The following is a 14389-nucleotide window of genomic DNA, read 5'->3' as shown; positions in this document are numbered from 1 at the left end:
TATATTAGAATTTAACATTAATACCTGTGCTGATGCAACGTTGTAGCGGATAGTTACCGAAGCTAACTTCGGGATCAACGAGTTCATTAGCAGCTTTTGTGAATAAGTTTTGTCCACTTACGAAAACTTTCACACGTGCTCCACCTAAATAATTACGACAGAATGAATCAGGTAAGTTATATCCTAAACTAACATTTTTCAACCGAATATAATTACCGGAACGTAACCAAAAAGAAGAGCCCCAGCCATTGCCTTGATTATACTTATTACCACCAGCACTCAACCTCGGGAAAGTTGCAGTAGCAGCAGTTTCTGGAGTCCATCGATCCAGCATATTCTCATATGCCTGTCCATAAACTTGTCCTTGAGTTTGAAAACCTTCCAATAAATTCCAATCACTCATTAAAACATCTTTATTGTACACTCCTTGCCAAAACATTGAGAATTCTAATCCACGCCATTCGAAACCTAAATCAATACCAAAATAAGAGAGTGGTTTATCGCCACCAATCATTACCTTATCAAAGTCATTGATAACTCCATCGTTATTCTGATCTTTGTACTTGATATCACCAGGCTGAATATTGTTAAATCCTTCAATTACAGGACTCTTTGTAATTTCGTCTTGAGAAGTGAAAAAACCTTCTGCTACCAAACCGAAGATTGCCCCTTTGGGTTTACCTGTAGTACGCAGATATTCATAAGGCACTTTTTGTTCATCTTTATATAACACTTTACTTTGCTCACAACTCCAGTTAGCAGATGCATAATAATTAAAATCGCCAACGTGATCTTGATAGGTAATTGAGAATTCGCCTCCATACCAACGTTCTTTAGCAATATTTTCATCTGGATAATTCTGGCCAATTAGTTCGATACTTTTTCCACGAGCCTGCAACAAGTCATAATATTTATCATTAAAATAATCAGCAGTTACCTGTAATTTGTTGTTAAACAAAGCTATATCTACACCAATATTCAGTTTATTGCCTTTTTCCCACGTTTGATATAAATTTGCCAGTTTATCTTTTTCTGTAAAACTTCCTGAACTTTGTCCTAAATTAGTCCCCAACCGATAATCATCACCTCCTGAGGAATAAGTCTGATAATACGTATAATACCCAGCATTATTCATACCATTACCTGTCTTACCATACACACCGCGTATCTTTAGTTGATTCAGCCACTCACAGTTTTCCATAAAATTCTCTTTGCTGATATCCCATCCTAAACCGAAAGCGTAAAAGGTTCCCCACCTTCTGCCTGGAGCATAACGATTGTAATAACTTTCACTTAATGCTACCTGTGCAAAATATCGCTCCGCATAATCATAAGAGACATCACCTATAATATTTGATGGATATTCAGGAAGATCCCAGTTAGTAAGAGTATTTCGCGTATCTCCTAGAACACTGGCCTTAAATTTGTGCTTACCAAATTGACGTTCATAATCAACAGCAAGCTGACCATACATCTGCCGATAGGTAGACACAGAACTAAATGAATTTGATTGCGTTTTCTTTTCTCCATACCGAGTATAAACGTCATTGCCATCCTTATCAATAGTATAATCAAAAACTTCGGAAGTTTTTGTTCGTTTCGTAGTCGAACGATTCTGAGAAGTTACACTACCTACCATACGAACAGACAAGCCTTTAACTAACTTACCAAAATCATAGCGCAAATTAATAGCTCCCAATACATCCCGAGCCCCATCTGTTATATAACCAGAGTTAATAGTCTGCGATAACAAATTATTATTGAACGACTGACTACCTCCCCATGATCCATCTGGATTTGTCACAGGATATGCATTACTTGGAGTAGAATAAATTGAACTGAGAATATCATCATACCCATTTCCAGTCCCTCCTGGTTGGGTACCTTCTTCTATACGTCCCATCAAAGTAACTTTTGCAGTCAAATCATCAGTAATATTGATGTTCACTTTAGAAGAAATCATATAACGATCAAATGTCATATTTGTATCGTGAGCATCTCCACCTGGATTTTTAAATAATCCATTTTCACCTACATAGCCTACACTAATAAAATATTGTGCGTACTTGTTACCGCCTGTAGCATTCAAATTATAAGACTGAGTAGTCGAATTTTTGTTCATCAGTTCATCACACCAGTTCACACTTGGATGTGTATACGGACTGGAATGATCACGAAACTTAATAAAGTCATCATAAGAATAAAAGGGATTTTTACCATCATTCAGCAACGCCTCATTCAATAAATAAGCATATTGAGAAGTAGACAGCGGATTTAGTTTTTTCACTGAACTCTGCACACCAAACCGTCCAATAAATGATAACTGAAATCCCTGTTTGATAGGATCTTTAGTAGTAATTACTAATGCACCACGGGAACTGCGCATCCCCAAAAACATAGATGACAAAGCATCCTTCTGAATTGATACCGATTCAATAGCATCAGGATCGATAGAATATAATTCTCTTTGCACACCATCCACTACCACCACCGGTGCATTGTGGCGTGATAGAACATTAAATTCCGTATTATCACTATATGCCTCTTTACCCAATGTAGGGCTATTAAAGTTAAAGATGGTTCCAGAAGAACTGGATTCAATTTGACTCTTACGTGCACCACGAGTACGTACAATATCTAGTCCTGGTAAACGCCCTTGTAATGAAGGAAGAATAGTAGTTCCCATCAATGAACTAACCTGATCTGTATAAACCGTAGCAGCTGAACCTAAATAGCTTGCTTTATCTTTCGTATCATAAGGTCCATTTATTACATCTGGAAATTTCACGAACTCTTCTGTCAACGTTACTTTAAAAATACGTTCCTGATTTCTTAGCTTGTTCACCTTAATTTCCTTATGTAAAAAACCTGGATGAGAAAAACGAAGCATATCGCCCTTCTTATACTGAAATTCAAAAGTACCATCATCACCTGTCACAGTCTTAAAATCAGTATTCTTCATCGTGATTACAACACCCGAGACAGGATTGCCATATTGATCGATTACCTTACCTGTAATATTAGCCGTTCCTCCTGCTTCTTGAGCCACCGCATTCAAATGTCCCAAGCCAAGTAGTAGCCACATTACAAAACATGTGAAACAGTACCGACTATTTCTTTTATTCAAAATATTACGCATATAATCTTTTTTTAAGGTTAAACTCTATTCACATTGAAATTCGAATACGAAAGGCTCTTTTATTCCTTCTTCTACCTCTTCTCCTTCATTATCTCTACTGTCATCTGACTGGGAAATAGATACTGTTCCATCTTCATTTGTGAAAATATACTCTATACGAGAAATTGTTTCACCGTCCGGAATGTTAAAAAATCCACCAGGCCAAAGAGTTACATTATATCTTGGCAATTTCGTTTCTCTTTTCATTAGTGTTTTCGCACTCTTTTCATTGACTGTATATATCTTTCCTTCTATCGTATAAGCAGTAGCTTCTATATACACATTCTCAGCTTTTATCAATTCATTGGTATTAATATCCCCTTGAAAAGTGAATGTTACATAATCATCTTGTAAAGCAGACAAAGGTTCAATTTGATAATAGTGCGTAGAACAAAAATCAATCACAGTACCTGATCCTTCTACCACTTCAAAGCAATCATCAGCATCCTTAACAGAATAATGAGCCTCGTCTCCTCCAATCCCATCACTAGAGTGATTGATAAAAAAACTTGGTCGGAATTTTAAGTTGCTTTTTCCTGAATTACACTTAATTGTTACTGTATAATGTATTGTTCCATTTACACTAGGATAGTTATCCGATTTAAATGCAATCCATTCCATATCGTTCAAGACATTGCCTCGTACACCATATTTTTTTTTCAATGCCGCTGACCAACTCATACCTTTATAATTTGCAGGCTGTTCAGTATCTGGAATTACTGTCATTTTGTGATCCACTTCCGTTTCATACCTATCTTCTCTGTATGTCACAGTTGCATTCTGACGTACATTCCAACTTCTTGGAGCCAAGAATCCAACAATAAACGTTTCATTGCTTGCATCACCATCGATGTTTATTTCTCCACTAAACGTAAAAGTTGCAATTTCACCAGCCTTAATATAGGCAACCATCTCTCCGGCCTCGTTCTCTTGTTTAACATTTACCTCCTTAATCAAAAAGGAACATCCAAAGACTATTAAGGAAAGTACCAACAAAAAAAAGATTTTTATTCTATGTTTTTTAAAATAATATTTCATAAGCTTTTCTTTTTAAATCATTCTTCTATTTTTTCAAAAGAATAAACATAAGAGTTGCTCGAGCATCCCGGACTAATTGTAAGGGTTATATGGCGTTTCCCTTGTACAATCGGGTAAGTGATTTCAGTTATAGCTTCTCTTTCAGCACCTTCCTCCTGAAAAGTTAAGAAAAAAGGATATGTCAAATTATCAATTCTCCATGTACCATTTTTCTTTACTAAAAAAGGGAGATAGTTTTCAATATTATATGTATTATCTTTATTCATAATCAGACGAAACTGACTAAAGTCCATCACTTCAGATATATCCGTTCCATTGCGTACAACAGTTTTTAATTGCCACTTCCCATCTAACTGCTTTGGTACTTCCATATAAGAATCAGGAGCTATTTCATCTTTAAATGTATTGCAAGCACTCACAGTACCTAATAAGACGAAAAGTAAAACCGTAGTTTGTATTTTAAATCTCATATTTCTTATTTTTAATATAACAATCATTCCTATTCATAATAAGGATTCTGCAACAAATCCGGTGATTTCACAGTCTCTTTATAAGGTATTGGATAAAAATACATCGCTTTACGGAAGGTATGCTGACGAGTATCAATGATTCTTCCTGTCTTCCGCTCACCATTTCTTGTGATTTCAAAACCATGCATCATCCTATTATCTGTATCTTCAGCAATCATCCAACGACGTACATCAAAGAAACGATGTCCTTCAAACGCTAAATCCAACCGACGTTCCAACCGAATAGCTTCTGTCATATCAGCCTGGCTCATATTATTTTTAATTCCATATGTTCCATCCTCGCCAGGCTCTATGCCAGCACACTCACGTATCTTTCTCAATACAATATATGGGCTAATTTCTTGATCTCCTAGTACATCTTTATGATCAGGTCCATAATATTCATTAGCAGCTTCTGCATAATTCAGCAAAATTTCAGTATAACGCATCAATGGTCGTGCTTGCGAACCTCCATAAAGCATTTGATTTGCCATTGAACCGAATTTCAAGAATTTATGTGTATAATACCCTGTCGGAGTCCCTCGATAGATAGCGTCCTGTTGTGTTCCCACAGATATATTAATTTCAGTATCCTGCATATTACTCTTCATTATGCATCCATCATAAGTAACAGTGAACATGAAACGAGGGTCACGTTTGTTAGCAGGATTCGTAGGGTCATAATCTGGACTATCCTTAGTCGGTGTGCCATCTGCCATTGGGAAAAGTTCAGCCAAATCATGATAAACATACCCTCCAATACCATTTCCTCCTGTACTAGGAGGAGCAAACCATCGGTTTGTATCTATACTAGCTCCTGCTTTCTTTTCAAAGATTGTACCGCAATAAACCTCCGTTCCCACTTTTCCATAATAATCAGCAGGTAACAACTGTGCATAATATCCCCATCCCGGATAAGCCTCATTATTCTCATCTTCATTACGAATGTACAAATCATACTGTTTCATCTTTATCACATCAAGGGCAGCATCTACAGCAATTTTCCAACGCTCCTTATCATAAGTAGGATACCCTAACAATTCTTTTGGAAAATCAGCAGGCGCAAAATCACTACCGTTGAATAATTTGCTAGCAGCATACAAACGTACACGTGAAATTAAGGCTTTACAAGCTCCTCGGGTTACACGTCCAAATTTGTTTCCACTTCTTTCAACTGGCAATGTTTCTGCAGCTTTATTAGCTTCATCCACGATATACTCAACGCAATCCGCATAAGAGTTACGCTCCTTGATTGCTTCTTCTACAGTTTCATAAACATCATCACCAATTAAAGCCACACCACCATAATGTCTTAATAGCATTGCATAATACCAAGCACGCAAAAAGCGTGCTTCTGCTTTATACTCTTCCTTTGCCGCTTCAGCCATTCGGGATCCATCTGCATATTTAAAGAACACATTTACTCGACGAATATTTCGATATGCAATTCTCCAAACATCGTCTTCAGAAATAGTAACAGGATTGACTGTTCCAGTAGCGAACATTACATCTGTCGTAAGCCCGGTACTAGCTTTATACGCAGCTTCATCACAACTAGTCTGCAATCCTCCATGATCATTATACTGATCTTTATACCGATTATGTTGGATATCAAAACCAATATCCACATAAATCTGGTTTAAGAAATCTGCCGTATAAGTACTATCAGCGAATACGGTTGCCTGATCTAAGTCCGTGGTTTCTGTCTCACCCAGAAAATCATCTGAGCAAGACGAAAAAAGCCACGCACCTACAATAGATAGGAATAAATAAAATAAGCTTTTCATATACATAGAAATAGCGGTTAATAAATTTAGTTGATAAACTCTAAAAACGGTAATATTCATTATTATTAGTTCTTTTTAATATGTGTACTACTTTATTATTTATCTAATGACGATTTAAAAATGATATACCACTAAAACAATTACATGTTTTTTATTAATAAATTTACTTGTATGCAGGAAAGCTCAGAACATATTAAAAAAGAAAGTCATTTCTCCCTTTTATGAAGAAATGACTTTCTAAATCAATTTACCAAGATGAATTCGTCAGTAGCTATCACTCATCTTCATCATATATACTTTCCCAATTGAAAACACGATAAAAATAAGGACGGCAAAAGTCAGCACTACCCGGAAAATCAAAATTATCTCCAGCAGTATCAGCATCAGTATTAGTAGAAAATACTAATTCACCTTCTCGTGCAAGTTCTAGATGCAAATTTACTCTAAGCAAATTTTTATAATACTGATTACCTATCTTATCCACAGCATAAGGGACATTAAACAAAATTTTTTGATCTGTAAAAGGTCCATAAGGCGTCTCACCACGATATAAATAAACAGAATGAACATAAGATACGGCTTGTCCTATCATATAGTAGTAATCTCCTTTTTTAAAGATCTGTGGCATACTACATACATAATTATTTTCCATTATAGTAGAGCGAGTTCTCTCCTCTTTCGTCGGATACATCTTTTGCCACATAAAGTTACCACTTAAATCACGTATGTAATACTCCCACTCAGAAGTTAAATCATGAGTAGTGGTGCGAGCAACTAATGGTCTGTTATTCTCTGTTACATAAAGATAAATATGTCCATCTTCATCTTTCCATATAGTAGAACCATAGCCAACATCATCTGTATTGAATTCTTCGTTTTTACTAATTCTTTTAAGATAAGTACTATTACCCGGCTGTCCTTCCAAACTGTAAACAGCTAAACAGGTACCAGTTCGAGTCATTTTACCTTCATGATTATCCATTTCCCCCCACAACATTTGAAGTTCTTTAACTCCATTATTATCAAATATCGTAGCACCACCTATCTGATAGAAATGCTCTTCATATGTTTCTTCCATAATAGTCTCATCTGGAGCTATGTGTGTATACGCCTGATAATAACCTTCTCCATCAGGATCATTAGTTTGTATATAATCAACTAACCATCTTAGATCATCATCCGTTTCTCCAAGACTACCACCAACAGTCGTTTGGACCATAATACTATTATGTGGGAAATTACAATTACCTCTTGCTCTTGTTTCAGCATCTACAACTCCAAAATAGCTATCATTAAAAGCCCATAGAACATTTCCATCAGACAATGATGTAGATTGCACACCAATTCCACCATTCCATCCCAATGTGCGAGTAAATAGCTTATCATACTTTTTGTCTTTATAAACAAAAACCTCACCACTATGCTGACCTACATTAGGAATTAGCTGTAATTCCCATGCCGAATCTATATTTGGAGGAGTAGTCGTTACATCACTATCCACTATTTCTTCATATGCAGTTTGCGCTGCGTCATAATCGTTGCATGCAACTAACACCACTGCAACGAAAGTTACATATAGAAGACTATATATATTTCTTGTTTTCATAAGATTTATCATTTATTATCAGCCACTCAATTATTTTCGTTAGCAATAGCCACTGGAGACATCACCTCTTTCATTTCATACCAATCATTTGAGTTATAATTATAACGATAATTCAACGTAAACTCTTTCTTCTCTGGATTATAATATGATGGGGTATCCTCAATATTTAACACTGTAATTCCACCATTTACATTATACCATTTATCTAATGTCACTTTTTGACATTGGATATATTCTCCAGTTGGCAATCCATTACTCCCGATAACAGGAACATCAATCATCTCCTCAGGATGGACCGTAACAACAATCCCTTGTTTACGGAGTTCTTTTCTATCCGATGTAAGTGTAGATCCCGTTAAAATACGAATACCATATTCCGTAACTGGAGCAACTAACTTTGTGGCATTTATTGGTTTATAATCTGGAGCATTATTCTTTTTGTCCAAAGGTTCCCAAGTATCTTTAGCTACTCTCAATCTTGTTCCATTCATAGTATAGTAGCTCTTCTCCTTAGTCGTTGCATAATCATTTTTCATAAGTATCTGCATCAATACATTCCTCCTTGCAGAAGAAATCATATAGTCAGAAACAGAAGCTATTCTTAAAGGAAGAAAGTAATTATCTTCAGGTTCCAACCCATCAATATTTACTTTAATTGGAAATAAAGAATAAGATGAATTTGCATTTGGATATAATTTTATACTCCAATCATCTACTTTATAATGAGTATCTGGTAACTCCAGGACATAGTTTTTGTAATTATCCCCATATCTCTTTTGATTATAGTCCGATAATACAGTTTCATTCCTTTCCAGTTCTACCATCACTTCTTTTTCAATTGGAGTTGTACCACTTGCATAAACAGAAAGGTATCCTATTTCCTCCCCGCCGAAAGAAAATTCTCGTTGGAAAATATTATCTTCTCCACTAACAATATAAATTTCCTTACGATACTGTTCATCCTGATAAAACTCTTGCTCGCAGGATGTGAGAACAGCAGTAGCTGTCACACCTACCATAAGCATCAATTTATTTGTAAAATTTCTATATTTCATAGTTTATACATTTAAAATTTTATTTATCCCAACCAGGATTCTGATCAAGAACAGAAACCTTTCTAATCTCATCCAAATGTAAAGGTAACCATACCATCTTAGGTTTGAAATCACGTTCAATTATTGATTTATACTGAATGACAGTGGGCTGATAGAATCCTTCCCATTCAGCCTGTTCTACATTTAACCCCATTAAAGGTTCCCTTTCTAAATCTTCAACAATTCCCCAGCGTCTAATATCATAATAACGTTGTCCTTCCCAAAATAACTCAATCAAACGTTCACGTTGAACAACTTTATTAAAAGCTTCCACTGTAATCAAATCATCCGCTGTTAATCCCGGAATACCAGCACGATAACGTATCTGATTAAAATAATATTTGATAGCTTCTGTATCACGAGTATAAGTCTGACCATCAATTTCATATGCTTGAGTTAAATTATTCAAGGCTTCTGCATAAGCAAGCAATATTTCTGCATATCGAATAATCGGAAATGACTTATCTTTTTGACGCGCCCCACTACCACTCATAGCATCTTGTGGATTGATATATTTTCGAGAAGTATATCCAGTTATATTATAAACATTATTATTAGAATGATTTTTACCAGAATTAGCTCCATTCCAATAATCAATATTAACATTTTTCTTAGCACTTTCAGTAGTAGATCCCATCGCCCACCAAGCATGTGAGTAACCAATATTCACATAGAAACGTGGTTCACGATTAGTATATGCCAAATATGTTCCTTGGCTGATTTTATAACCTTCAGATAAAACTTTGTCTTCTGTCGTCACACAAGTCTTATCATAAGGACGGGATATATACGGATATGCACTACTAGAATTTTTAATATCACGCCCATCTGCCATATAAAATTGGTCTACTATATGCTGAGGTACACATAAACAAGAAGATCCTCCAAAATTCAATGGGAATACGTAACCCATATGGCTACCAACCTGCGCTGTAGAACTACACCATATGAACTCCGGATTTTGATTAATAGCAAGCTCTCCATTAAACATTTCGGCATAAGAGCGATACGGATCTACGACTTTTTTATCTCCCATCCCTACACCATTTGGAAATTCTGCAGTAGGAACCTCTTGCGGTAGAGTGACTACATATGTACCATAATTCCCTGATTCAGGATGTTCAGCATCAGTAGAAGCAGCAACAGTATATAATTGATATCGTCCTAAATCAATAACCTTCTTCGCAGCCGCAGCAGCAAGTGCCCACTTACGTTCATCATATGATTGAGAAACATAATGATCTCCATCTGTACAACGGGTAAAATCACCAAAAAATCTACGGGCTGCCTCTCCACCGTTATATAATGGGCTAGCAGCTTGTAATCTCACACGAGCAGCTAAAGCTAAGGCAGCTCCTTCTGTAGGAATATATTGATCCATCGAAGTGGTAGCATCAGGTAAGTTTTTAGCAGCTTCATCAAATTCTGAACAAATATAATCCACACATTCGTCATACGTATTACGCGTTCTTGCATAATACTCCGCTTCCTCATTATTACTAACAATTTCATCACCTAACAAAATCATTGGACCATTCTGTTGCAAAATTAAATAATATGCATAAGCTCTTAAGAAACGGCATTTTGCACGAAATTCCATTCTTTCAAAACTATTCATATCACGAACACCATCAATATGTGGCAATATAGTATTCACCTTACGAATCACCTTATAACATTTAGGCCAAATATTGAAATCCCATGTCCAACCGCCCATTGAACTAGAAGTAATCTCATTATTCATTAACTTCGTTCCAGAGAATTGTATAACAACCATACCATTCCAATCACCACAGCTCACAGCCTCGTCTGAACCTGTAACTCCAGGAGTGTTCCCATATTCCCAAATTTTATCGACAACAGGAAGCAGAGCGGCAGCCCCATTAAAATAACGTTCAATATTACGCTTATTTGCATAAATAGAATCTTCTTGAAAGGTATCCTCAAAATAATCATCTATATTCAAATAATTACAAGAAGCAAAAAAGCCGGATACCAATAACAGAACCGATAATATAAAATATTTTTTCATGAACTAATTTCTATTAAGTTTATACATCGTATTAGAAATTCAAATATAGCTGCAATGAATAACGTGCAGGTAAAGGATAAGCCTGTCCACAAGATGTCGCTTGTTCTGGATCGAATATATTTACAGAATCCCATACTGCCAAATTTTCACACATCAACTGAATATTCATGGAATTAATGCCCAAAATACGTTGTAATGCAGGAACTTTTAGATTATATGCCAAGCTCAATTCCTGTAAACGCAAGTAACGGGCATCACCCATCCAAAATGTAGAAGGTTTCGTATTATTCTCATTTTTTCCATAATACAAACGTGGAAAACGAGCATTTGGATTCTCTGTAGCCTGATTTCCTGAATATTCAGCAGAAATCCAACGATTCTCCGGATTATAAGCAATTGTCATTATATTTCCTTTATCCTTCTGATTAAATGGCATGTATCCATCGAAGTTTCTACCATCCGAACCGCCATATAAGAACTTATTACGTCCTGTCCCTTTGAACAAGACATTTAGTGTCCAACTTTTATAACGAAACTCAGCACCAATACCATACATCAACTGTGGTACCCCTGAATAAGCAAATAAAGGAACTTTATCATCATCAGTAATTTTACCATCACCATTTATATCTCGATATTTAATATCACCAGGACGTACCGTACCAAATTGTGTAGGACTCATTTCTACATCTTGTTGATCTTTAAACAATCCCATAGCAACAAATCCACGTTGTACATTATTAGCATAACCATTATTTTCCAAATATGTATAAGGCTTCTTTGTATCTTCCCAATTTAATATCTTATTCTTACTCAAAGTAAAATTACTACGTAATATCACATGTGCATCCTTTCCTATCTGTTGATAGAATTCCATATTTCCATCAGCACCCCAGCTTTTCATACGACCTATATTACCATAAGGCATTTGAATCAAACCTACATAATCAGGAATTTGTTTACGTTCCTGAAAAATACCATCTCGTGTATCCTTAAAATAATCTAAAGTCAAAGTAAATTTATCTTTAAACAAATGCAGATCCATACCAACATCAAATTTCTTTGCTTTTTCCCACATCAAATTATTGGCACCAACTTGTTCTTCTGTTAAGCTACCAGTCCCTCCCCAAGGATTTGAAGCATTTTCTTCTTTTATTAGGGTCAGATAAGGAAAACGTCTAGAACTGATGCGGTCATTACCAACAACACCATAAGAAACGCGAAGCTTGAGAAAATTCAACCAACTTACATTTTCACGTATAAATTCATATGAAGATGGTACCCATGCGAAAGCTCCTGCCGGAAAGAATCCATATTGTTTACCTGGTTCAAAGTTTTCAGATCCATTCAAACCAAAGTTCAAATCCCAAAAATATGTATCTTTAAAACCATATGTAAAACGGCCCGAAAGACTTTGATAACGCTTTGGTATAGCATTCATACTTTTATCTGCACCAGTTTCAGATGTATCTTCTATATAATAAAACAGTAAACCACCTAAACGATGATCGCCAAAGGTACGGTCATAATTAACATTTGCCTCTAAATATAGCTTCCTCCAAACCCAAGCAGCACTGCTATATGTAACGGTTTTCTCATCAGCTATTTTCTCAAAACTCAAGGTTCCATTAGGGTTACGCTCCTTCAAAGCTTCATTTAGTTCTGGCATTTTATAGCGTGCTTCTCCAAATAAACTTTGTGTATCCCATGATCCCTGTACTTTAGCTGATAGCCCTTTAGTAATCATCGACAAATCCTGTGTAATACCTAAAGTAACTAAATTCCTGGTATTCTGTTCTCTAGCATTACCTGTATAATTCAATAGAACATACGGAGATATTTCATCCTTAGTTCCTGCAGCAGGATAATATCCGTTTGAATAGCGTAATGGATAGCTTATTGGAGTAGTCTTTGCCTGTGAACTCCATAGCCAATCTGTCAAACTGACTCCTCTAGAATATTCCCCCATGCTCGGGCGAGTATTCACCGACATATAGCCAGTTGTTCCAATATAGACTTTAGTTGTTTTAGTCAAATCTATATCCAAATTCAAACGATAATTATAAGTATCATAGCCTACACCTTTATTGTATTTACTATCTTTGGATGGATTATAAGCCGCAGATTCTTTCGACATTCCTAAACTTGCAAAATAACGGGCAACACTGCTACCACCTTGAGCACTTACATAATAAGTTTGCTGGAAAGAATTGGGATTTAAAATAACATCTTGCCAGTCAATGTTTGGGTACAGATCCGGATCTAAGCCATATTTTATAATATCCATTTCTGTCTTGTTATAAATAGGAGATAATCCGGTTGCAACAGAAGCTTCATTTGCCATTTCAGCATATTGAGTGGCATTAACATATTCAGGTAAACGTTTTAAATGTGAGATTGTCATATTAGCACGACCACTGATCTTCAATTTGGACTCCAAACCACGCTTCGTCGTTACCAATACTACACCATTTGCACCTCGACTACCATACACCGCTGTAGCCGCAGCATCTTTCAAAACAGAAAAACTTTCAACATCGGCAGCATCTATCTGACTCAAACTACCTTCCAAACCATCAATCAACACTAATGCACCACTATTAGCACCAAACGTACCAATTCCGCGCACCCAAAACTCGGAAATATTTTTGCCCGGTTCACCACTAGATTGAACTCCAATCACACCTGCAACACGACCTGCTAGTGTATTAACTATATTTGTAGCAGGAACCTCTAGTTGCGCTGGATCCATCGTTGTAATTGCACCAGCAACACTGACCTTTCGCTGCGTACCCATACCTACTACAACTACTTCATCAATATTCTCCGTAGCCGGTTTTAAGGTAACTTTAACATTGTCAATTTTATTCGTCAAACGTTGCTCATAGTTTTCATATCCCAAAAAAGACACAACCACTATATCATATATATTTACCTTTAACCGAAATTTACCATCAATATTAGTTGTTATTCCCACACCTGGTTTATCTTTAACATATACATTTGCTCCCGGAACTGGTTCATTAAATTCATCGAAGACTGTACCAGTCAACATAAAGCTTTGCTCTTTCTGTGCATGTACTTGTGCTACAAACGCAAGAAGCAAAGCAAAAATTACAAATATTCGATTCATATTATATTAAAT

General features: G+C 36.0%; 8 protein-coding genes. All 8 read right to left on the bottom strand.

Features of this window, described 5'->3' with window-relative positions; translation table 11 throughout:
• Positions 1-4: 4 nt before the first annotated feature.
• Positions 5-3139, bottom strand: coding sequence for a SusC/RagA family TonB-linked outer membrane protein (locus tag DW640_RS12825; RefSeq protein ID WP_117578322.1), 3135 nt, complete (start codon positions 3137-3139; stop codon positions 5-7).
• Between the two features lie 24 nt (positions 3140-3163).
• Positions 3164-4216 (bottom strand): DUF4961 domain-containing protein, encoded by a 1053-nt coding sequence (locus DW640_RS12820; RefSeq protein ID WP_008760969.1) that lies wholly within the window; start codon positions 4214-4216, stop codon positions 3164-3166.
• Positions 4217-4233: 17 nt separating this feature from the next.
• Entirely contained in the window at positions 4234-4686 is a 453-nt protein-coding gene (locus DW640_RS12815; RefSeq protein WP_008760968.1) for a DUF5004 domain-containing protein, read from the bottom strand.
• A gap of 29 nt (positions 4687-4715) precedes the next feature.
• Positions 4716-6572 (bottom strand): RagB/SusD family nutrient uptake outer membrane protein, encoded by a 1857-nt coding sequence (locus tag DW640_RS12810; RefSeq protein ID WP_016269515.1) that lies wholly within the window; start codon positions 6570-6572, stop codon positions 4716-4718.
• 214 nt (positions 6573-6786) lie between these two features.
• Positions 6787-8118: a DUF5005 domain-containing protein gene (locus DW640_RS12805; protein WP_048695116.1), complete on the bottom strand. Its 1332-nt coding sequence runs from the start codon at positions 8116-8118 to the stop codon at positions 6787-6789.
• 26 nt (positions 8119-8144) lie between these two features.
• Positions 8145-9173 carry a BT_3044 domain-containing protein gene (locus tag DW640_RS12800; RefSeq protein WP_008760965.1) on the bottom strand — a complete coding sequence of 343 codons (1029 nt, stop codon included), beginning with the start codon at positions 9171-9173 and terminating at the stop codon, positions 8145-8147.
• Between the two features lie 19 nt (positions 9174-9192).
• Positions 9193-11244 carry a RagB/SusD family nutrient uptake outer membrane protein gene (locus DW640_RS12795; RefSeq protein WP_008760964.1) on the bottom strand — a complete coding sequence of 684 codons (2052 nt, stop codon included), beginning with the start codon at positions 11242-11244 and terminating at the stop codon, positions 9193-9195.
• A 31-nt stretch (positions 11245-11275) separates the two neighbouring features.
• Entirely contained in the window at positions 11276-14377 is a 3102-nt protein-coding gene (locus DW640_RS12790; protein WP_008760963.1) for a TonB-dependent receptor, read from the bottom strand.
• Positions 14378-14389: the final 12 nt, after the last annotated feature.

This window comes from Bacteroides sp. AM23-12, from assembly GCF_003434395.1.
Taxonomy (GTDB): Bacteria; Bacteroidota; Bacteroidia; order Bacteroidales; family Bacteroidaceae; genus Bacteroides; species Bacteroides thetaiotaomicron.
The sequence above is the reverse complement of the archived record's forward strand: the minus strand, read 5'-3'. Positions and strand labels throughout refer to the sequence as shown.